Here is a 21313-nt window from a genome sequence, read left to right on the forward strand (position 1 = left end):
GGCTTATTTCGCAGCTTGCTGCTCGGCCTCGATCGGTCCCGCCAAGCGCCTTGAGCGGTGACCGGAAACCAGCGCGCCGGCGTTGCGGTCCATCCTGATGAAGGGGATGGTCGCAATCACGGTCAATCCGGCGATGATATAGAAGGCAAAGTGGAAATCGGCCACATCAAGCGCCTCGCCCCTGAAATAGATCGCGCTTTCCAGGATGGCGGCCGCGACCGCGACGCCGAGCGCCAGGCTGATCTGCTGCATCACCGAACTCATCGAGGTCGCCTGGCTCGCCTGCGCATCATCGATATCGGCAAAGGCAAGCGCATTGACGCCGGTGAACATGAAGGAGCGGGAGAAGCCGCCGATGAGCAGCACGCCGATGATGACGAGATGCGGCGTTGCCGGCGTGAACAGGCCGGTGATGACGGTGACGGCGGTCGTCACCATGGCGGCGCCGAGCAGCGTCGTGCGGAAGCCGACGCCTGCGAAAACGCGCTTTGCCATGAATTTGGTGGTGATCGCGCCGATCGCGCCGGCAAAGGTGATGAGGCCGGATTGGAACGGCGTCAGCCCGAAGCCGAGCTGCAGCATCAGCGGCGTCAGGAACGGCATGGCGCCGACGCAGATGCGAAACAGCGTGCCGCCCACGGTCGAGGCGCGGAATGTCGGGTTCCTGAACAGGCCGAGGTTGAGGATCGGCGCCGGGTGGCGCTTCGCATGGCCGATATAGAGGAAGCCGCAGACGAGGCCGATGCCGGTGGCGGCGACGCCGATGATCGGCGGCAGGGCCGGCAGGCTGACCACCGACAGGCCGAAGACGACGCCCGCGGCCGATAGCGAGGTCAGCACGAAACCGGTGAAATCGAGCTTCGGCGGCGCTGTCGCCTCGACCTCCGGCAGGAAGACCGTCGCCAGCCAGATGCCGATGATGCCGACCGGCACATTGATCAGGAAGATCCAGTGCCAGCTGAAATAGGTGGTGATGAAGCCGCCGAGCGGCGGGCCGGTGAGCGGGCCGACCAGGGCCGGGATGGTGAGCAGCGCCATGGCCGAGACCAGATCGCTGCGCTTGGTCGTGCGCACCAGCACGAGACGGCCGACCGGCGTCATCATCGCACCGCCCATGCCCTGCAGGAAGCGGGCGAAGACGAATTCGACGAGGCTGGAGGAGATGGCGCAGCAGATCGAGCCGACGACGAAGACTGATATGGCGAGCCGGAAGATTTTCTTGGCGCCGAACCTGTCGGCCATCCAGCCGCTGACCGGAATGAACACCGCAAGCGCCACCATATAGGAGGTCAGCGCCAGTTTCAGGGTGATCGGCCCGACATGGAGGTCTGCGGCGATCGCCGGCAATGCCGTCGAGATCACGGTGGAATCCATCTGTTCCATGAAGAGAGCGACGGCGAGAATCAGCGGGACGATGCGGTTCATAGGCGGGAGCCTTGATGGGCGCGGATGGAAGCTGGAAGCCCGTGCTGTTTAGTCCCAGTTCAGGGAGCTGCCAATGCTCAAATCCGCCTCGATGCGGTGTTTGCTTCACGTCTGCGTGAGACGGCTTGTCCGACAAGCTCCGCTATCAAGATTGACATATGTTTACGCCGCCGGGGCAAGAAATCCGGCGGGGTGTCATCGGCCGCGCAGCGACAAAGCGCGCGTCAGGGGGATGGATATATGGCAATTTCGACGCGAATGACACGGCGCACGCTTTTTGCCGCAAGCCTCGGCCTGCTGGCGGCGCCGGCAATTTTGAAAGAGAAGGCCGAAGCGGCCGTCACTGGAGCGAGCAGACGTATGGATATAACGCCTTTACCCGAAATCAATCAGTTCAAGCTCGGTTCCTATAAGTTCACCGTCGTCAGGGACGGGATCAATATCTCCGAAAAACCTTATGAGACCTACGGCACCAATCAGGATCCCGAAACCGTCCGGGCGTTGCTGACCGCAAACTTCCTGCCGGCCGACAAGCTCCTGAACGGCTATGCGCCTGTTCTCATCGACACCGGCTCCGATCTCATTCTCGTCGACACCGGCTTTGGCGCAGCCGGCCGCGCCCGCGGGCTCGGAAAGCTCGCCGAGGGCCTGAGGATGGCGGGCTATTCGCCCGAGGACGTGACCCTGGTGGCTCTGACCCATCTGCACGGCGATCACATCGGCGGGCTGATGGAGGACGGCGCGCCCGCCTTCCGCAATGCCCGCTATGTCATCGGTGCGGCCGAATATGATTTCTGGTCGAACGCTGCGCGCGAGGGCACGCCGGCCGAGGCCAGGCACAAGGCGGTGCTCGCAAATGTGGCGCCGCTTGCCGAAAAGGCCACCTTCATCAAAGATGGCGCCGCCGTCGCGCCCGGCGTCACCGCGATGCTGGCATCAGGCCACTCGCCGGGTCACATCGTGTTCCATGTCGAATCCGAGGGCAAACGCATGGTGCTGACCGGCGATACGGCCAACCACTATATCCTGTCGCTGTTGCGTCCGGACTGGGAGGTGCGTTTCGACATGGACAAGGCGCAGGCAGCCGCCACGCGCCGCAAGGTTTTCGACATGATCGCCACCGACAAGATCGCCTTCCTCGGCTATCACATGCCGTTCCCGGTGGTCGGTTTCGTCGAGCGGCAGGATGGTGGCTATCGCTTCGTGCCGAAGACCTATCAGTTCGACATTTAATCCGGAGTGGTCCGCTTTTCCGGAATTGCTCTGCGTGCATGGCACCCATGACGAGCCCGGCGCACATGCCGGGCTTTTTACTATTTCCTTCCTGTCATAGACGTGTTACCAGCCCTCGCCAACTTCCAAGCAACTCATGCACACCGCCGGGGCGGACGATTCGTTTCCGGGACGGGTTGCATTTTTCTAAACTGAAGGAATTTGGCCATGGCCCGCATCATAGAAACGGCAACCGGCGCGGACGCGCTCACCTTCGACGACGTGCTGCTGCAGCCCGGCCACTCCGAGGTCATGCCCGGCCAGACGAACATCGCGACCCGCATCGCCCGCGATTTCGATCTCAACATCCCGATCCTCTCCTCGGCCATGGATACCGTCACCGAAAGCCGTCTGGCGATCGCCATGGCCCAGGCCGGCGGCCTCGGCGTCATCCACCGCAACCTGACGCCGGTCGAGCAGGCCGAAGAAGTCCGCCAGGTGAAGAAGTTCGAAAGCGGCATGGTCGTCAATCCCGTCACCATCGGGCCGGAGGCAAAGCTTGCCGAGGCGCTCGGCCTGATGAAGTCGCATGGCATTTCCGGCATCCCGGTCGTCGAGAAGTCCGGCCGCCTCGTTGGCATCCTCACCAACCGCGACGTCCGCTTCGCCTCCGATCCGGAGCAGAAGATCCACGAGCTGATGACCAAGGACAATCTGGTCACCGTCAAGGAGAACGTCGATCAGCAGGAGGCCAAGCGCCTGCTTCACTCGCATCGCATCGAGAAGCTGCTGGTCGTCGATACCGAAGGCCGCTGCGTCGGCCTGATCACCGTCAAGGATATCGAGAAGTCGCAGCTGAACCCGAACGCCTCCAAGGATGCGCAGGGCAGGCTTCGCGCCGCCGCCGCCATCAGCGTCGGCGATGACGGCTTCGAGCGCGCCGAACGGCTGATCGAGGCCGGCGTCGACCTTCTGGTCGTCGATACCGCCCATGGCCATTCGCAGCGCGTGCTCGATGCCGTCACCCGGGTCAAGAAGCTCTCCAATTCGGTGCGCATCATGGCCGGCAACGTCGCCACCTATGACGGCACCAGAGCATTGATCGACGCGGGCGCCGACGCGGTCAAGGTCGGTATCGGCCCGGGCTCGATCTGCACGACGCGCATCGTCGCCGGCGTCGGCGTTCCGCAGCTCGCCGCCATCATGTCGGCCGTCCAGGCCGCCCAGGATCAGGATGTGCCGGTTATCGCCGATGGCGGCATCAAATTCTCCGGCGACCTTGCCAAGGCAATCGCCGCTGGCGCTTCCGCCGTCATGATCGGCTCGCTGCTGGCCGGCACCGATGAGAGCCCGGGCGAGGTTTATCTCTACCAGGGTCGTTCCTTCAAGGCCTATCGCGGCATGGGCTCCGTCGGCGCCATGGCCCGCGGCTCGGCCGACCGCTATTTCCAGGCGGAAGTGCGCGACACGCTGAAACTCGTACCTGAGGGCATCGAAGGCCAGGTGCCGTATAAGGGGCCGGTCTCGGCCGTGGTCCACCAGCTCGCCGGCGGCCTCAAGGCGGCCATGGGTTATGTCGGCGGCAAGGATATCAAGGATTTCCAGGAACGCGCCACTTTCGTGCGCATCTCTGGCGCCGGTCTTCGCGAAAGTCACGCCCACGACGTGACGATCACCCGCGAGAGCCCCAACTATCCGGGCGCCGGTCTCTGACCATGAAGGCGGGCAGCGGAATTCCGCTCTGGATCATCGCGCTGCTCGCCGCTCTCTGCCTTGCCGTGCTCGCCTGGACGACCTTCGGCTTCGTCGTTCCCTTCAAGCATGAAACCGGCCAGGCGGTGCTCGACACCTATTTCGCCGGTTACGACGAATCCGCCGTTTTCCACATGCAGAAGCTGCTCGACGAGAACGAGACGGCGGCAAAGCTGCTCAGCGCGATGTATTTCGGGCCGGAGCTGGTCTTTCCGGCATTGCTGACGGCGTTGCTGTTTCTCGCCTTCCTCCGGCTCGGTCCCCTCAGTGCCTGGTTCGGACGATCGCTTCCCCCGTTTGTCGGCAAGGCGATCTATCTGCTGCCCTTCGTTTACGGCGTCGCCGACTATGGCGAGAACATCTCGAGCCTGGTCGCCTTTGGCGACAGTCCATCCGCAAGCCTCGCAGCGCAGCTTCTGCCATGGATGACAAGGCTGAAATTCGCAAGCCTCGCCATCTCGTTTATCGTCCTTGTCAGGCTTGCCGTCGCCCGTTGGCTGTCGCCAGGCCGAGATTGAAGCAGCTATCAGCTCCTCCGCCGCCAAACCGGATTTGACAGTCTCGCCATCATGAAATCGGAAAGGACCTCGACCTTCGCTGGCCGGCTCCGCGCCGAAGGTGTGACGAAATACAGTGCGCCGGTCGGCAGCGTCCAGTCGGGAAGGATTGGCGTCAGCTGGCCGTCGACGAGATAGTCATGTGCGAGAAATTCGGGCAGTTCGATGATCCCGAGGCCCCGTAGTGCCATTGGCACCAAAACTTCAGAATTGGTGGCCCTGAGAGAGCCGCTTGGCACGACGACCTCCTCCCTGCCTTCACCGTTGCGAAGGCGCCAGACATCCTGTCGCGCCCTGTAGGCGTATCCGAGGCAATGGTGAGCCGCCAGTTCGCGGGGATGTTCCGGCACGCCGTAGCGATCGAGGTATGCGGGTGCAGCCAGAATGAAGCGGTCCACCGGCGTCAGCCTGCGCGCGATCAATGAGGAATCCGGCAAGACCGCGATTCTGAGGGCCACGTCGAAGCCGTCTCCCACGATATCGACGACGGCATCGCTCATGTGCAGGTCGATGGAAACGTCTGGAAAGAGCTCGAAAAAGTCAGGCAGGATCGGGGCCAGCCAACGTGTTCCGAAGTCCATCGGCGCGGCAAGCCTGATGAGCCCCTTCGGCCGGGTCGCAAGCTCCCGGGCGGCGTCCTCTGCCATCTCTGCCTCAGCATAGATCCGGGCGGCGCTGTCGACCAGTCGCAGGCCGAAATCGGTCAAAGCGAGCTGCCGAGAGGTGCGGTTGAAGAGCCTTGCGCCCAGCCTCTGCTCAAGACGGCTTACGGCCCGCGAAACCGTCGGCACCGACACGCCGAGCGTCTGCGCAGCCCGCACGAAAGAGCGCTCTTCGGCGACCTTTGCGAACATCGCCAGTCCCTCGAAATCAGGAAATTTGGTCATTTCATTCCTGAAACAATAGCTTTCAATTCTTTCTATTCCGAAACGATGCCCTCGTCCATATCTCAGCTTCAGTCGAACAAAAGGAGACGACAATGACACAACGATTGAATGCGAAGATTGCGGTTATCACGGGCGCCACTTCCGGCATTGGCCTTGCCGCCGCCAAACGCTTCGCAGCTGAGGGCGCACGGGTTTTTATCACGGGCCGTCGCAAGGATGTTCTCGACGCAGCACTCGCTGAGATCGGCGGTAGGGTAGTAGGTATTCAGGCGGATTCAGCCAATCTTGCCGACCTCGATCGCGTCTACGAGAAGGTGAAGGCAGAGGCCGGAAGAATTGACGTGCTCTTCGTCAACGCAGGTGGCGGCTCCATGTTGCCCCTCGGCGAAATCACCGAAGAGCAGTATGACGATACATTCGATCGGAACGTGAAGGGAGTTCTCTTTACGGTGCAGAAGGCCTTGCCACTGCTTGCGCGAGGATCATCGATCATCTTGACGGGATCGACGGCAGGCTCCACCGGCACGCCCGCCTTCAGCGTTTACGCTGCGTCGAAAGCCGCCTTGCGCAGCTTTGCGCGCAACTGGATTCTCGATTTGAAGGACCGCGGCATTCGGATCAACACGCTCAGTCCTGGTCCGACGGAAACGACCGGACTGGTCGAATTGGCGGGCAAGGACCCGGCTCAACAGCAGGCCTTGCTTGCTGCGCTGGCGGCCCAGGTGCCAATGGGCAGGGTCGGCCGCGCCGAGGAAGTTGCCGCTGCTGCACTCTTCCTCGTCTCGGATGATTCCAGCTTCGTCACCGGTGCCGAACTCTTCGTCGATGGCGGCAGCGCCCAGGTGTGAAGCCAATATCGGGTTTGCGGATGTCAGCGCCGCGCCGCTGGCATGCGCTTATCCTTTCCGCTAATGCTGCCGCCAACATGCAAAAGCGGAAAGGAAAATGACGATCATGACGGGCTATGAAATCTTCTGGCCACTCCTGGCTCACGTGGCCTTGGTCTATGGTCTTTATGCCCTTCTCGGCGCACGCCGGGCAAAAATGGTCCGCGCCGGCAACGCGAAATCCAATTACCGCGAAAATCGCAGCGAGCCGGCCGAAAGCCTCGCCGTCAAGAATTGCCTCGCCAATCAGTTCGAACTGCCCGTGCTCTTCTACGCCTGCTGTATTCTTCTTTATGTGACCGCGGCCGACAATATCGTCGCCGTCGGCCTCGCTTGGCTCTTCGTCGCCCTGCGTTACGCCCATGCCGCCGTCCATGTCAGCAGCAATGATTTGCGCTACCGCAGCCCGCTCTTCGCCGCGGGTTACCTCACGCTGGCCGGCATGTGGCTCTGGCTCGCCGCGTGGATGGTGATGGGCTGAGGCACGAACGGGCCGTCTGGTCGTTCCGCTACTGCAAACTCATATCTAATTAATTCTCTCATTTCTGCGCGGGCGTGGTTAGGGGATGATCTGCGGGCTTGGCGGAGAGCGCCGGGCTCTCGACGCCAGCCTTGAAGTGCTCTCAACGAAGGCACTGCGCTCGGAATCGTCTGGCCAGATTCGCGGAGGACGCGCAGCAGCAACGGTTAAGGCGACACTGCGTGTGAAAGTCTAAAACCTCCCGGACGATCATTCCCGCGCAACGAAGAGTCGCGACATCAGCCTTTTCCCGTCGAAGAGAATTTCGCAACTATTTCAAGGATTCTCTGCCTTGGTGCAACCGGTGGGAACGGCTGAACTTCCGATTCTCATGAGCGTTTGAAGGTCGTTAAAATGCGAGTCTTTCCGTTTACGCCTGATGAAGACCTGCATGTCATATCCGCTGGACGCGCTGGTGGCAGAAGCTTCCGCGCGCAACAATAAGAATGGGAACGACATGGGCGCGGAAAGTATGGACCGCATCGGCTTGCGCAGGAAGCCGAAGCAGGAGCGCAGCATCCAGAGGCTGGATCTTATCCTCGCCGCCGCTGCCAAGATTATCGCCAAGAAGGGCGTCAGCGCCATGCGGATGACCGAGCTCGCGATCGCCGCCAAAGTGCCGATCGGTTCGGTTTACCAGTATTTCCCGGAGAAAGCGGCGATCGTCAAAGCTCTGTTCGATCAGCACGCTTCGGCGATCCAGGCGAAGACGGCAGCGATGTTTTCCGATGTCCAGTCGCTCGACCAGGCGCTCGACCTCGTCTGCGATATCATCGATTGGTACTATGATTCCTACCATGACGATCCCGTCTATCTCGGCGTCTGGATGGGGACGGAGACCGATCAGGATCTGCTTCGGTTGAATATAGAGCATAGCAGCCGTGTCGCCGGCATCTTTCACGACGCCGTGCGCAGGCTGGCTCCCGACCTTTGCGACGAGGAACTGTTCGCGCGCACTTACCTTTTCAGCCATCTGATCGGCGCCGTCATCCGGCTTGCCGCCGTCAGCGAGGAGGGCCTTGCGCGGCACATGCTCACCGAATGGAAGCGCGTCATCCGCGCCTCCCTTTTCACCGAGGCTGCGCCGCGCGCCGCCTGAGAACCTCTACCAGCTCGGCACCATATTGGCGGCCTTCAGCCGCGGATAAAGCCGCGCCTGCGCGGATTTGACGTCCGCATCCAGGCCGTCGTCGATGACGGCAGGCGTGATGTTGTCGAGGCAGGCAGTGATATGCGCGGTGATCGCGTTCATCAGCGAGATCGAAACGCCCGGCCGTTTCATGATGCCGATCTGCACCGGCGGAAGCGCCGGAAAGCCGTCAGCCTGGCTCAGCACCTTCATGCCCGTCCGCAACGCCGATTCCGGCATCACTGAGACAGCCATGCCGGCAAGCACGGCCGCGGCGACGACGGTGCAGGACCAGCTGGTGAACAGGATCTGGTGCTCGCGCCCCACAGCATCGAGCGCCGAGCAGGCGAGCTGGCGCCATTGGCAGTCACGGCGGCCGACGGCGAGCGGCACCGGCGCGTCGTCGCGGATCGGATGGTTGGCAGAGCCGACCCAGCAGAGCGGTTCGGTTCTCACCACGTCGGACATGCGCTCGCGCGGATTGTGGGTGACGAGCGCGATATCGAGCTCGCCCTTGTGCATGCGCTCGGCGAGGTCCATCGACGGCTCGCAGACGATGTAGAGCTCGACGTTCGGGTGCGTCTTGGCAAAGCGGCCGATGATCTCCGGCATGTAGCGATCGGCATAATCGTCCGGCGTGCCGATGCGCAGCATCCCCTCCAGCCTGTTGTCGTCAAAGGCGGCGATCGCCTCATTGTTGAGGCGGATGATGCGCCGGGCATAATTGAGCAGTTTCTCGCCCTCGACCGTCAGCCGGTTGCCGCGGCCGTCCTTGATGAAGAGCTGCTTGCCGATACGCTCTTCGAGGCGGCGCATCTGCATCGAGACGGCCGATTGAGTCTTGTAGACCTTGTCAGCCGCCTTGGTGAAGCTGCCGGAATCGACGATGGCGATGAAAGTCTGCAACTGGTCGAGATCAAGAGGCGCGGACATGGTATCACCCATAAAGATAGCTGATGATAATCATTAGAAACATTCGTTGGACTGATCAATAGGTCTTTGGCATCTTCGGGGTGCAAATCAAGCAAAGTGAAGGACAGACACCCTGCCTGTCCAAGCAAATTCAGCCTTATCCCCTCTCGCACGACCTCGCGGGAGGGGTGGGTTGTTGCGTGCCCGAGAAAGGAGAGTTCGATGCACACGACAGACCGAACACTAGAACTCGACTGCAGCAAGCTGACCCCGACGCTTTTCCAGCGTCTGGTGGCAGGCCTCGCTCCGCTGGTCTCCCTCTTTCGCGGGTTTCGCAATCGAATGGAGGTCAACGGGCTGCATGAACTGAACGACAGTCAACTGAGGGATATCGGCCTCACCAGGGCCGACCTGACCTCTGCGTTCCTGGCCTCGACCTTTTTCGAGGATCCGTCGGAACATCTGACGCGCTCGGCGCGCAATCGCTGGCGCCTGCAGCTCTTCCGCCCTCACGAGGAGTAGGAGCGTCGAGTTTCCCCGCAGGGTGATAGCCAATAGCCCTGCCGCTTGACCCGGTGATCGGCTTTTCCCAAGCCATCTCCGGGTTTTTTTATGCCTTGGTTTTCGGCCGGTAGGTTTCGAAAATCGCTTCCAGGTTTCGCTGGTAGCTCTTCTGCACTTCGAGCCCGCTGTCGAACATGGCGTTCAGCATGTCGGTATAGCTCTCGGCAGCGGCTTTCGCCTCTTCCTTCGGCGCCTCCGGCGTCTTGGCCGCCGGTTGTTTGGCGGCTGGTTGTTTGGCCGCGGCCGGCTGGCCGAGCTCGGCCATCATCTCCTGGAAAGCCTTGGCGAAGGGATTGTCGAGGAACGGGTTCGGCTGAGGCGCCGGTTCCTGTTTCGGCATCGAGAACATCAGCTGCATCGCCTGCGTGAAGGGATTGTCGAAGATGCTCGGTTCCGGGGCCGCCTTCGGTTTCGGCGCAAAGCCGGTGCTCTCGAGCCATTTCTGAATGGTCTCGCCCATGGCCGTGTTGACAAAGGGGTTGACCGGCGAGGCCATCTGGCCGGTCGTCTGCTTGAACAGGCCGCCCATCAGCGTGTCGGCCAGCACCGGCAGCATCTGCTTGTAGATATCCTGGCCGATGCCGGTCATCTGCGCTGCCTGGGCGGCGACCGCCCGCGAAACCTCTTTCGAGCCGAAGAGCTGGGCAAGGATGTTGTTGCCGTCGGAAATGCCTTCGGGCGTGAAAGCCCGGCTCATATCCTCGAAATAGCGCGCATAATTGCCGGAGGCGACGGCCTGCATCAGCCCGACGAAATCATAAGGATTGCTGGTGCTGCGCTTCAGGCCGGCGGAAAAGGCCGGCATCAGCGCCGCCATCGCCTTGGTCGCCTGTTCCTGCGCCAGGTTGAACTGCCGCGCAACCGCTTCCATCGCGGCGCCGTTCTGCGCCTGCATCATCATGTCGAAGAGTGGCAGCATGGAGGTCCCTTTCCCCGAGTCGTGACGCGTGTAATGCCACTATATCCGGAAAAGGTAATGTGCAAACGGCTTTTTGCTATAAGAACTTAAAGCCGTTACGGCAAACCTGTGCGGCGTTTTTCCGAACCCGATAAAAACCTGGGAAGGCTCAGTACTGATAGTCCTCGAAGACCGGCTCGACGGAGCCGTTCCAGCGGCCGTGATAGAGCGACAGCAGATCCTCGGCGAGCGTCGCCTTTTTGGCGAGCACCTCGTCGAGCGGCGCCAGGAAGATGCTTTCGTCCTGGCCTTCGCGGTTGAGCTTGCCGCGCGTCTTGAGGCCGGTTCTCGATATGCCGACCACCTCGCGCGCCACGTCGAGCAGCGCATGCCCGCGAAACTGAGCCTTCAGCCCTTCGGCGGGGACGGCGTCGCGCAGGGCAGCGACCTCGGCAAAGCTCCAATCCCTGGTCAGTTCGTCGGCAGCCTGAAGAGCCGCATCATCGTAGAGCAGGCCGACCCAGAAGGCCGGCAACGCGCAGATGCGCCGCCACGGACCGCCGTCGGCGCCGCGCATTTCGAGGAAACGCTTCAGCCTGACGTCGGGGAAGAGCGTCGAAAGATGGTTCGTCCAGTCGCCCATCGTCGGTGCCGGGTCGGCAACCTCGCCCTTCAGCGCCCCGTTCATGAACTGGCGGAAGGTGACATGGGTGCAATCATGATAGCGGCCGTCGCGGACGATGAAATACATCGGCACGTCGAGCGCCCATTCGGCATAGTCGCGGAAGCCGAAATCGTCGCGGAAGGTGAAATCGAGCAGGCCCGAGCGCTTATTGTCGACATCGCGCCAGATATCGCCGCGCCAGGAGAGCAACCCGTTCGGCTTGCCCTCGGTGAAGGGCGAGGATGCAAAGAGCGCGGTCGCCAAGGATTGCAGCTTCATCGAAACGCGCATCTTCTGGCGCATGTCGGCTTCCGAGGAGAAATCGAGATTCACCTGGATCGTGCAGGTGCGGTACATCATGTCGAGACCCTTGCTGCCGACCTTCGGCATGTAGCGGGTCATGATCTCGTAGCGCGATTTCGGCATTTGCGGCGTTTGTGCATAGGTCCATTTCGGACTGCCGCCGATGCCGAGGAAGCGGATGCCCATCGGCTCGGCGATTTCGCGCAGCGTCGCCAGGTGCTGGTTCGATTCCCTACAGGTCTCATGGAGCGTTTCCAGCGGCGCGCCGGAGAGTTCGAACTGGCCGCCGGGCTCGATCGAGATCGCCCCCATGCCGCTCCGCTCGGCGAGGCCAATGATGTTGCCGCCGTCCATGATCGGCTCCCAGCCGCTCTTTTCCTGGAGGCCGGTAAGCAGGGCCGAAATGCTGGCATCGCCGAAATAGGGGACCGGGCTGTTGTCGGCGCGGAAGAAGGCGAATTTCTCGTGTTCGGTGCCGATCCGGAAGCGCTCCCGCGGCTTGTTGCCCGCGGCGATGTAATCGGTCAGATCCTGAACCGAAGAGAGCGGTGTCTGGTCGGTAGTGTCGCGGGCCATGCGGGTACCTGTATTCGAAAAAAGCGCCCAGGGGGCAGGGCAGCTGGAAGGCTGATTAGGACCCAAGTCACGTATGTTGCAAGTGAAATTGTTTCAACGACGCATCAAAAAAATAGCAGCAATTTCCATGTCCACCCGTTTTCGCCGTCAGCTCCAGTCGCCGATCGCCGCCTGCACCACGGCGAGCGCCGCAACGGCCGCCGTATCGGCCCTGAGGATGCGCGGTCCGAGCGGAATGGCGGTGACGAAATCGAGGCTTCGAAGCCGCGCCCGTTCCTCTTCCGAAAAGCCGCCTTCCGGCCCGACGAGCAGCGCGAGATGTCTTTCCCGGATCGCCGACAGCACCGGCAGCGGGTTCTGCCCGGCGTCGCCCTCGTCGCAATAGATGATGCGGCGCTCCTTCGGCCAGCGGTCGAGCAGATCGGAAAGCTTCACCGGCTCGGCGACATCGGGTATGCCGAGAACGCCGCATTGCTCGGCCGCCTCGACAACATTGGCGCGCAGCTTGTCGAGATTGGTGATCTTGCCCTGCACATGCTGGGTCATAACCGGCTGCAGCAGCCCGGCGCCCATTTCCACCGCCTTCTGCACCAGGTAATCCATGCGGCCGACCTTGAGAGGCGCAAAGAGATAATGCAGGTCGCAGGGAGAGGGCTGCGGCCGCGTCTGTTCGATGGCCGTCAGCAGGATGCGTTTGCGCGTGGGGAAGCTGAGGCTGGCTTTCCACTCGCCGTCGCGGCCGTTGAAAAGCAGAATCTCGGCATCGGCCTCCATCCTCAGCACATTGGCGAGATAGTTGAACTGTTCGGCATTCGCCTCCACGACGGCGCCGGCAGAAAGCGGCGCGTCGACGAAGAGCCGTTGCATGCGGAAATTAGCGCGCATTGAAAAACTCACGGGGTTCAGAGCATGATGCCGAAAAGCGTGAGCGGTTTTCGGACGACATCCTGTTCTAGACGAAGAGCGCGAACATAGCCCAATAAATCGCGGCCGCAAGCGTTGCGGAGACCGGCACGGTGATGATCCAGGCGGCGACGATCGTCATGAAATGCGAGCGGCGCACGAGATAGCGCCGGCGCCTCTCGTGGATGTTCGGCTCTTCCGGCTCGTCGATATCGAAGCTCTCGGCCTTGCGCCTGATATAGGCGATACGGCGCTTCGAACGGCGGGTGTACCATTCGCGGAAGAAGCCGACGCCGAAGACGGCGCCGACTGCGATATGCGTGGTGCTGACCGGCAGGCCGAGCCAGGAGGCGACGATGACGGTGAAAGCGGTCGACAATGCGACGCAATAGGCCCGCATCGGATTGAGCTTGGTGATCTCCTCGCCGACCAGGCGGATCAGCCGCGGTCCGAACAGCAGCAGCCCGACGGAGATGCCGAAGGCGCCGATCAGCATCACCCAGAGCGGCGGATGCCCGACGCTGCCGTCGCTGCCGAAGCCGATGCCGACCGAATGGACGATCGCCGAAAGCGGCCCGACCGCGTTCGAAACATCGTTTGCGCCATGTGCGAAGGACAGCAGCGCCGCCGAGCCGATCAGCGGCAGCCGAAACAGCACCCGCAGCGAGCTGTTGCGGTTTTCGAGATCCCGCGCCTGGGCGAAAACGAGCGGCCGGGCGGCAAGCCACGTGACCAGCCCGAGGCCGATGCCGATAAGGATGATGGTCAAAGACGGAAACCGGCCGACGGGTGACAGCTGCAGCACCATATAGGCCATGAAGCCGCCGGCCATCACCGCGACCAGCACCGGCACCCAGCGCCGAGCCGCCGCGACCTTGTCGTCGCGATAGATGATGAGGGTCTTGACGAGGTAGAGCAGGCCGGCCGCGATCAGCCCTCCGATCAGCGGCGAGGTGATCCAGCTCGAGGTGATCTCCAGCATCACCCGCCAATTCACCGGCTCCGTGCCGACGGCTGAAATACCGGCGCCGATCACTGCGCCGACGATCGCATGGGTGGTGGAAACCGGCGCGTTCATCCAGGTGGCAAGATTGATCCAGAGGGCCGCCGCCATCAGCGCCGCCATCATGATCCAGCCAAGCATCGCCTGCGGCACCTGGACGGCGTCGACGATGTTGGAGGAAATCGTCTTGACGACCTCGCCGCCGCCGATCGTGGCGCCGAGGACTTCGAAAACCGCGGCGATGACGAGCGCCTGGCCCATCGTCATGGCGCGTGCGCCGACGGCCGCACCGACATTGTTGGTCACGTCGTTGGCGCCGATATTCATCGCCATGTAGCCGGCAAGGGCGGCGGCCGCCACGATAAGCACCGCTCCCGGGCGGTCGAACACGTAGACACCGGCAAAGATCATCGTCAGGCCGACGAAGATCAGCCCGAGGCCAGGCGCCACCAGCCGCCGCAAGACGTGCTTTGCCACATCCTCGGCATGGGTAATCTTGGCGAGGTCCTTGTCGAGCGTGCGTTTGGTGAGGACGGCGGGACGGGGCGGCATTCTTTTTTCCAAGTATGAATCTGCTTTTACGCTGCCTTTCTAGCAGCGCAAGATGGCAGGATTCATTCCGCCGGAATTTGCTTTGCCGCTGGAGCCTGTTGCTTTGACGCTTTCGGCGAGAGCCTGTCGCTCATCTTTCGCTTGAAGGCGAGGAGAAGGCCGCGCAGCTCCGGTTCGCGCACACGCCCGGCTGCTTCGTCGAGCGAGACCCATTCGATGCGGCGCTCGCCCTTTTCTTTGAAGTTCTTCACCATCTCGGTGACTTCGAGCGCATAGACCTGCACCTTGCAGACCACCTGCACCCCATCGCGCAGCACCTTCGGATAGGTGTAGGCGCCGAGCGTCTCCGTTTCGGCGACGCCGCGGACACCGGCTTCCTCCAAGGCTTCCTGCGCGGCGACCTCATGCGCGCATTTTCCGGTCATCGGCCAGCCCTTGGGAATGACCCAGCGGCCGGTGTCGCGGCTCGTCATCAGGAGCACCTCGACCTCACCGCTCTTCTTTTTTACCCGGTAACAGATCGCACCATATTGCTGCCGCGGCGGCCGCCGGAACATCAGTTGCAAATCGGATGCCAATCGGGCGAGAAGAGTCAATTGTCGGGTCACCTTTACAGTGGTTGTTAGGAATCACTCATATACGTTACATGTATCATGGAAAGCTTACGCAATCCAAAAGTCGCGAGGACGGTCCGAAACGCGGTGTGATCGCTGTTCATAGGGGAAGTCGAGCTGGGGCTGGCTCGAAAAACCGTCACGTCCTGTCTCTAATGCGTCATGTTGCACAGGTGTACAATATGAGCCCGTCATGCCCCCTAATCAACGGCGGCGCCAATTGTTCCAACAGGATTTTTGTAAATGTGGCAACTATACCTCGCCTTCGCGCGGGGCGGGGCGTCTCCACGCAATCAGCGCTCCCAATAGGGAGCCGGGCCGTAAATCTCGGTGAGATAGTCGATGAACAGCCGCACCTTGGCGGGCAGGAACTGCCGGCTGGGATAGACGGCCGACAGCGTGACATTGTGCGAGCCCTCATAGGCCGGCAGCACCTGCACAAGGCGGCCGGCCTTGAGCTCTTCGCCGATATCCCAGGTGGAGCGAAGCGCGATCCCGAGGCCCGATATGACAGCCTCGCGGATCACTTCGCTGGAGTTGGTGATCAGCATGCCTTCCGGCCGCAGGCTGAGCGCCCCTTCCGGCCCTGTCAGCCGCCATGCGTCGCCATTATGCGCCGGCAGGCAGTGGTGGTGTTTCAGATCGTCGATATCCCTCGGCTCACCATGCACCGCCAGATAATCCGGCGAGGCGCAGAGCAGCCGGCGCACCGGCGCCAGCCGCCGGGCGACGAGGCTGGAATCGGTCAGTTCGGCGATGCGGATTGCCAGATCGAAGCCGCCGCCGATGATGTCGCTGAATTCGTCGGTCAGCACCAGGTTGATCGCAAGGTCCGGATGGGCCTGCATGAACGCTTTCAGGTGCGGCGCGATATGCATGCGGCCGAAGGAGGTCGGCGCCGAAACCTTGAGCGTCCCGTGCATTTGCGCCGAGCGGCCGGAAATGTAAAATTCAGCCTCCTCCAGACCGGCGAGGATGCCAAGAACGCGATCGTAGAAACCCTGGCCGGCCTCCGTCAGCGAAATCTGCCGCGTCGTGCGCTGTAAAAGCCGGGTGCCGAGCCGATCCTCCAGCCGCTTGATCCGTTTGGAAACGACCGCAGGGGAAAAGCCGAGCATGCGCCCGGCGAGCGACATGCTTCCCGTCGAGACGACCTTGGCAAAGATTTCGAGATCACCCAGATTGGTCATAAGCTCTTGTTACATTTTCTCTTTCCGGCATAAGTGCTTAGCATTTGCGCCACTATTGGGAAAGTGCTAAGCCGGGCCTGCGGCGGCAGGGAGGATCCGACACCCGTTCCCGCCGTCGTCTTCCCGTCGTCATCTTTCGGGAGGCCAGGGAGAAGGCCATGTCCGACGCCATTCCGTTTCTTGCGCCCCGCGCCGATGTCCTGGCCCGGCGCTCTCAAATCGTCGCCGATCTTACCGATCTGCTGCCGCCGGAATGCCTGGTGCATGAGGCGCGCGAGCTGGTACCCTTCGAGACCGACGCCTTCGTTTCCTATCGCCGCCTGCCGCTCGCCGTCGCCCTGCCGCGCACCACGGCCGAGGTTTCGGCCGTCATGCGTTATTGCCATCGCTACGGCGTTCCCGTCGTGCCGCGCGGCGCCGGCACATCGCTGTCCGGCGGCGCCATTCCGCAGGAGGATGCCGTCGTGCTCGGCCTGTCGAAGATGAACCGCATCCTCGAGATCGATCTGCCCAACCGCGTCGCCGTGGTGCAGGCCGGCGTGACCAATCTCAATATCTCCGAGTCGGTGTCGGCGGACGGGTTTTTCTATGCGCCCGACCCGAGTTCGCAGCTTGCCTGCACCATCGGCGGCAATATCGGCATGAATTCCGGCGGCGCCCACTGTCTGAAATACGGTGTGACGACCAACAATCTGCTCGGCGTACGGATGGTGCTGGTCGACGGCACGGTAATCGAGCTCGGCGGCAAGGCGCTGGATGCGGGCGGCTATGACCTGCTTGGCCTCGTCTGCGGCCATGAAGGCCAACTCGGCATCGTCACCGAGGCGACGGTGCGGCTGATCGCCAAGCCCGAAGGCGCGCGCCCGGTGCTCTTCGGCTTCGAGAGCTCGGAAGAGGCCGGCGCCTGCGTCGCCGATGTCATCGCCGCCGGCATCATCCCCGTTGCGATCGAATTCATGGACAAGCCGGCGATCGAGATCTGCGAGGCTTTCGCCCATGCCGGCTATCCCCTCGATGTCGGCGCGCTGCTGATCGTCGAGGTCGAGGGATCGGAGGCGGAAATGGACGCCATGTTGAAGGACGTGGTCGACATCGCCCGCAGGCGCGGCGTGAAGACCGTGCGCGAATGCCAGTCCGCCACCGAGGCGGCGCTGATCTGGAAGGGCCGGAAATCCGCCTTCGGCGCCACCGGCCGCATCGCCGATTATATCTGCATGGATGGTACCGTGCCGCTCAGCCAGCTCTCGCACGTGCTGAAGAAGACCGCCGAAATCGTCGATCACTATGGCCTGCGCGTCGCCAACGTCTTCCATGCCGGCGACGGCAACATGCACCCGCTGATCCTCTTCAATGCCAACGATCCCGACGATGCCGCCCGTGCCGAAGCCGCCGGCAACGATATCCTCAAGTTGTGCGTCGACGCCGGCGGCTGCCTCACCGGCGAGCATGGCGTGGGCATCGAAAAGCGCGACCTGATGCGGCACCAGTATTCAGAGGCCGACCTCGCCCAGCAGATGGCGGTGCGCGCTGCCTTCGATCCCGGCTGGCTGCTCAACCCGTCGAAGGTCTTTCCGCTGGAAGGACGCCCGGCCGCATGATCGATCTGATGCCGACGAGCGAGGAACAGGCGGCGGCGATCGTCCGCGCCCATGCGCAGATGAACCGGCCACTCGCGATCTGCGGCGGCGATACGCGCTCGGGGTTCGGCAACGCCGTTGCCGCCGAAGACCGGCTGCGATCGACCAGGCTTTCCGGCATCATCGCCTACAATCCCGGCGAGATGGTCATGACAGCCCGTTCGGGTACGCCGCTTGCCGAGGTCGAGGGGGCGCTGTCCGAAAATGGCCAGACGCTTGCCTTCGAGCCGATGGATCATCGCCCCATTATGGCCAGGTCGGGCGAGCCGACCATCGGCGGCGTCTTTGCCGCCAATGTCTCTGGCCCGCGCCGCCTCATCGCGGGCGCTGCCCGCGACAGTTTGCTCGGCGTGCGCTTCGTCAACGGCAGCGGCGAGATCATCAAGGCCGGCGGCAGGGTGATGAAGAATGTCACCGGCCTCGATCTCGTCAAGCTGATCGCCGGATCGCACGGCACGCTGGGTTTTCTGACTGAAGTCACCTTCCGCGTGCCGCCGCGCCCGAAGACGGAACGGACGGTGGTTCTATCAGGCCTCAACGATGCCGAAGCGGCCAGCGCCATGGCGACGGCGATGGCGCTGCCGGTCGAAGTCTCGGGTGCGGCCCATCTGCCTTTGACGGTGACGTGGAAATTCCTCGCCGGCAAATTGCCCGAGGGCGAGGCGACGGTTCTGCGCATCGAGGGCTTGGCTGGCTCTGTCGAGGTGCGCGTCGAAAAGCTTGCGGCGGCAATGTCCGCCTTCGCCACGGTCACGCAGCTGGATGAGAGGGAAAGCCAGAGGCTTTGGCGGGAAATCCGCGATGTGCTGCCTTATGCTGACGGCACGGGGCGGCCGGTCTGGCGCGTCTCGGTCGCCCCCGGCACCGGCCATCAGCTCGTCGCGGCGCTCCGTCTCGAAGCCGGCGTCGATGCCTTTTATGATTGGCAAGGCGGCCTCGTCTGGATGCGCATGGAAGCGGAGCCGGAGGCCGAACTGATCCGCCGCTTCGTCAAAGGGCTCGGCGGTGGTCATGCGACGCTGATCCGCGCCTCCGTTGCGGCAAGGGCGGCGACCGCCGCCTTTCATCCGGAGCCCGAGGCGGTGGCGATGTTGTCGCGGCGGGTGAAGGAGAAGTTCGATCCGGCGGGGATATTGAATCCGGGGAAAATGGGGTGAGAAGATGAGTCTGCGTCTGGGTTACCCCCCTCTGTCCTGCCGGACATCTCCCCCACAAGGGGGGAGATCAGATGGGGGTATCCCCGGCACAACGCCCCTCCAAATGCGGAGGCCCCGCTAGATGCAAACCAACTTCACCCCCGCCCAGCTCGCCGACCCCGATGTCGCAGAATCGGAAAAAATCCTGCGCAAATGCGTCCACTGCGGCTTCTGCACCGCCACCTGTCCCACCTATGTGACGCTCGGCAACGAGCTCGACAGCCCGCGCGGGCGCATATACCTGATCAAGGACATGCTGGAAAACGGCCGGCCCGCCGATGCCGAGGTCGTCACCCACATCGACCGCTGTCTCTCCTGCCTTGCCTGCGTCACCACCTGTCCCTCCGGCGTCGACTATATGCATCTGGTCGATCACGCCCGCGCCCATATCGAAAAGACCTACAAGCGTCCCTTCATGAACAGGCTGACGCGCGATCTCCTGGCCGCGGTGCTGCCCTATCCCGGCCGGTTTCGCCTGGCGCTCCACCTCGCCCGCCTTGGCCGGCCTTTCGCCGGCCTGATGCGCGGGGCGGCACTCAAACCCTTTGCCGCCATGCTGGCGCTTGCGCCGCGGCGCCTGCCGGCTGCCTCGGATCTTTCAAAACCCGGCACCTACCGGTCCGAGGCGGAGCGGCGCGGCCGGGTGGCGATCCTGTCAGGCTGCGCCCAGCCGGTGCTTGATCCCGGCATCAACGCGGCGGCGATCCGGCTGTTGACGCGGCTCGGTATCGAGGTCGTGGCGCCGGAAGGCGAGGTCTGCTGCGGCTCGCTCGTCCATCACATGGGCCGCGCCGATCAGGCGCTTCAAAGCGCCCGAGCCAATGTCGATGTCTGGACACGCGAGATCGAGACGCAGGGCCTTGATGCGATCATCATCACCGCTTCGGGCTGCGGCACGAAGATCAAGGATTACGGCCACATGCTGCGCCTCGACCCCGCCTATGCGGCCAAGGCGGCCAGCGTCTCGGCGCTGGCAAAGGACATCACCGAATATCTGGCGACCCTCGAGCTGCCGGCGCATATGCCGAGGGGCATTACGGTCGCCTATCATTCCGCCTGTTCGATGCAGCACGGCCAGCGCATCACTCTGGCGCCGAAGTCACTGCTGAAAGCGGCGGGCTTTACGGTGCGCGATCCGGCTGAAGGCCATCTCTGCTGCGGCTCGGCCGGCACCTACAACATCATGCAGCCGGAAATCTCGGCGACGCTGAAGGCACGCAAGGTCAGGAATATCGAAGCGACCAAGGCCGATATCATCGCCACCGGCAATATCGGCTGCATCACCCAGATCGCCACCGGCACCGCTATCCCGATCCTGCATACGGTCGAGCTGCTCGATTGGGCCTATGGCGGCGCTATGCCGGAAAAATTAACAGGTTTGCCCTTAGGCTGAAGGGAATGCAGCAGGCCCATTCGGGCCGCTCCTGGGAGATTGGGCGATGTGGCGGGGAATGATTTTACTTGCGGGACTGCTCACGGCGGGCGCGGCCCATGCCGACAGCCGCTTATTCTGTTCCGCCGATGACGCGCAGGCGCGCTTTACCCTCGAAAGCGGTTTTGCAAGCGACGCCGGCCACAGGCTCAACCATTTCCGCGGCGCCCTTATTGTCAAGGATCCCGCGCAAGCGCCGGCCTTTTCGAAACGCGTGTTCGAATCGCAGCATCTGAGCAACCACTGGGCGCGCGATGGCGAACTGCTGTTGGAAGTCTTTGACGAAGGCGGTGACGATACGGGCGGCGCAACACTGGATCTGGTGGTGGTCGCCGGCGTGCGCGGCAAGCCGGCCGCAAATTTCAGCGGCACCTATTCCCTGACGATCGCGGGCGGCGGAAAATCTTACGCCGCCGAGGGCAAGGTCAGCTGCGGCACGAAGTAAAGCAATTTCAGGAAAAGTGTGAAGCGGTTTTCCGTCCCAAATTGCGCCAAACAAA

At 62.6% G+C, this 21313-nt stretch carries 20 protein-coding genes; 11 read left to right on the plus strand and 9 right to left on the minus strand.

All coding sequences use genetic code 11. From position 1 onward, the window contains the following. Positions 1 to 3 precede the first annotated feature (3 nt). Entirely contained in the window at positions 4 to 1425 is a 1422-nt protein-coding gene (locus EFD56_RS22655) for a DHA2 family efflux MFS transporter permease subunit (RefSeq protein WP_126906348.1), read from the minus strand. Between the two features lie 240 nt (positions 1426 to 1665). Here EFD56_RS22655 and EFD56_RS22660 point away from each other — a divergent pair, with 240 nt between their 5' ends. From EFD56_RS22660 to EFD56_RS22670, 3 genes are all read left to right on the plus strand, one after another. Then, on the plus strand, positions 1666 to 2658 hold the full coding sequence (locus tag EFD56_RS22660; protein WP_126906349.1) for an MBL fold metallo-hydrolase: 993 nt from the start codon (positions 1666 to 1668) through the stop codon (positions 2656 to 2658). 207 nt (positions 2659 to 2865) lie between these two features. Continuing rightward, the gene (gene guaB / locus EFD56_RS22665; protein WP_064827004.1) at positions 2866 to 4350 is read left to right on the plus strand and encodes an IMP dehydrogenase; all 1485 of its coding nucleotides are present in this window, start codon (positions 2866 to 2868) and stop codon (positions 4348 to 4350) included. Between the two features lie 2 nt (positions 4351 to 4352). Beyond that, entirely contained in the window at positions 4353 to 4907 is a 555-nt protein-coding gene (locus EFD56_RS22670; protein WP_004675379.1) for a hypothetical protein, read from the plus strand. Between the two features lie 8 nt (positions 4908 to 4915). On the opposite strand, the gene EFD56_RS22675 is transcribed toward EFD56_RS22670, so the two are convergent. Next, positions 4916 to 5833, minus strand: coding sequence for a LysR family transcriptional regulator (locus EFD56_RS22675; protein WP_126906350.1), 918 nt, complete (start codon positions 5831 to 5833; stop codon positions 4916 to 4918). Between the two features lie 92 nt (positions 5834 to 5925). Between EFD56_RS22675 and EFD56_RS22680 the strand changes: the two genes are divergently transcribed. The 3 genes from EFD56_RS22680 (at position 5926) to EFD56_RS22690 (ending at position 8339) form a co-directional block, all read left to right on the plus strand. Next, complete coding sequence (locus EFD56_RS22680; protein ID WP_126906351.1) at positions 5926 to 6681, plus strand: SDR family oxidoreductase; 756 nt, start codon at positions 5926 to 5928, stop codon at positions 6679 to 6681. 106 nt (positions 6682 to 6787) lie between these two features. Then, on the plus strand, positions 6788 to 7201 hold the full coding sequence (locus EFD56_RS22685; RefSeq protein WP_126906385.1) for an MAPEG family protein: 414 nt from the start codon (positions 6788 to 6790) through the stop codon (positions 7199 to 7201). A gap of 496 nt (positions 7202 to 7697) precedes the next feature. Continuing rightward, positions 7698 to 8339 carry a TetR family transcriptional regulator gene (locus EFD56_RS22690; protein WP_029531627.1) on the plus strand — a complete coding sequence of 214 codons (642 nt, stop codon included), beginning with the start codon at positions 7698 to 7700 and terminating at the stop codon, positions 8337 to 8339. Between the two features lie 6 nt (positions 8340 to 8345). Here EFD56_RS22690 and EFD56_RS22695 read toward each other — a convergent pair whose 3' ends face one another. After that, a complete protein-coding gene (locus EFD56_RS22695) occupies positions 8346 to 9302 on the minus strand; it encodes a LysR substrate-binding domain-containing protein (RefSeq protein ID WP_012482798.1) in 957 nt (318 codons plus the stop codon). A gap of 201 nt (positions 9303 to 9503) precedes the next feature. On the opposite strand from EFD56_RS22695, the gene EFD56_RS22700 reads away from it, so the two are divergent. Further along, the gene (locus tag EFD56_RS22700; RefSeq protein ID WP_004675365.1) at positions 9504 to 9803 is read left to right on the plus strand and encodes a YjiS-like domain-containing protein; all 300 of its coding nucleotides are present in this window, start codon (positions 9504 to 9506) and stop codon (positions 9801 to 9803) included. An 88-nt stretch (positions 9804 to 9891) separates the two neighbouring features. Here EFD56_RS22700 and EFD56_RS22705 read toward each other — a convergent pair whose 3' ends face one another. From EFD56_RS22705 to EFD56_RS22730, 6 genes are all read right to left on the minus strand, one after another. Continuing rightward, positions 9892 to 10764 (minus strand): DUF937 domain-containing protein, encoded by an 873-nt coding sequence (locus EFD56_RS22705; protein WP_126906352.1) that lies wholly within the window; start codon positions 10762 to 10764, stop codon positions 9892 to 9894. A 148-nt stretch (positions 10765 to 10912) separates the two neighbouring features. Then, positions 10913 to 12286 (minus strand): glutamate--cysteine ligase, encoded by a 1374-nt coding sequence (locus EFD56_RS22710; protein WP_126906353.1) that lies wholly within the window; start codon positions 12284 to 12286, stop codon positions 10913 to 10915. A 147-nt stretch (positions 12287 to 12433) separates the two neighbouring features. Beyond that, positions 12434 to 13171, minus strand: a complete 738-nt coding sequence (locus EFD56_RS22715) for a 16S rRNA (uracil(1498)-N(3))-methyltransferase (protein ID WP_126906354.1) — start codon at positions 13169 to 13171, stop codon at positions 12434 to 12436. Between the two features lie 67 nt (positions 13172 to 13238). After that, on the minus strand, positions 13239 to 14744 hold the full coding sequence (locus EFD56_RS22720; protein WP_126906355.1) for an inorganic phosphate transporter: 1506 nt from the start codon (positions 14742 to 14744) through the stop codon (positions 13239 to 13241). Positions 14745 to 14806: 62 nt separating this feature from the next. Next, positions 14807 to 15340: an NUDIX hydrolase gene (locus EFD56_RS22725; protein ID WP_126906356.1), complete on the minus strand. Its 534-nt coding sequence runs from the start codon at positions 15338 to 15340 to the stop codon at positions 14807 to 14809. Between the two features lie 311 nt (positions 15341 to 15651). After that, positions 15652 to 16548, minus strand: coding sequence for a LysR family transcriptional regulator (locus EFD56_RS22730; RefSeq protein WP_126906357.1), 897 nt, complete (start codon positions 16546 to 16548; stop codon positions 15652 to 15654). A 158-nt stretch (positions 16549 to 16706) separates the two neighbouring features. Between EFD56_RS22730 and EFD56_RS22735 the strand changes: the two genes are divergently transcribed. The 4 genes from EFD56_RS22735 to EFD56_RS22750 all read left to right on the plus strand — a co-directional run bounded on the left by EFD56_RS22735 (position 16707) and on the right by EFD56_RS22750 (position 21258). After that, positions 16707 to 18146: an FAD-linked oxidase C-terminal domain-containing protein gene (locus EFD56_RS22735; RefSeq protein WP_012482805.1), complete on the plus strand. Its 1440-nt coding sequence runs from the start codon at positions 16707 to 16709 to the stop codon at positions 18144 to 18146. After that, a complete protein-coding gene (locus EFD56_RS22740) occupies positions 18143 to 19342 on the plus strand; it encodes an FAD-binding protein (protein WP_126906358.1) in 1200 nt (399 codons plus the stop codon). Before EFD56_RS22735 ends, EFD56_RS22740 begins: the two co-directional genes overlap by 4 nt. Positions 19343 to 19463: 121 nt before the next feature. Further along, positions 19464 to 20774, plus strand: a complete 1311-nt coding sequence (glcF, locus tag EFD56_RS22745) for a glycolate oxidase subunit GlcF (protein ID WP_126906359.1) — start codon at positions 19464 to 19466, stop codon at positions 20772 to 20774. 46 nt (positions 20775 to 20820) lie between these two features. Further along, positions 20821 to 21258: a hypothetical protein gene (locus EFD56_RS22750; RefSeq protein WP_064817534.1), complete on the plus strand. Its 438-nt coding sequence runs from the start codon at positions 20821 to 20823 to the stop codon at positions 21256 to 21258. Positions 21259 to 21313: the final 55 nt, after the last annotated feature.

Source organism: Rhizobium phaseoli (assembly GCF_003985125.1).
Classification (GTDB): domain Bacteria; phylum Pseudomonadota; class Alphaproteobacteria; order Rhizobiales; family Rhizobiaceae; genus Rhizobium; species Rhizobium phaseoli.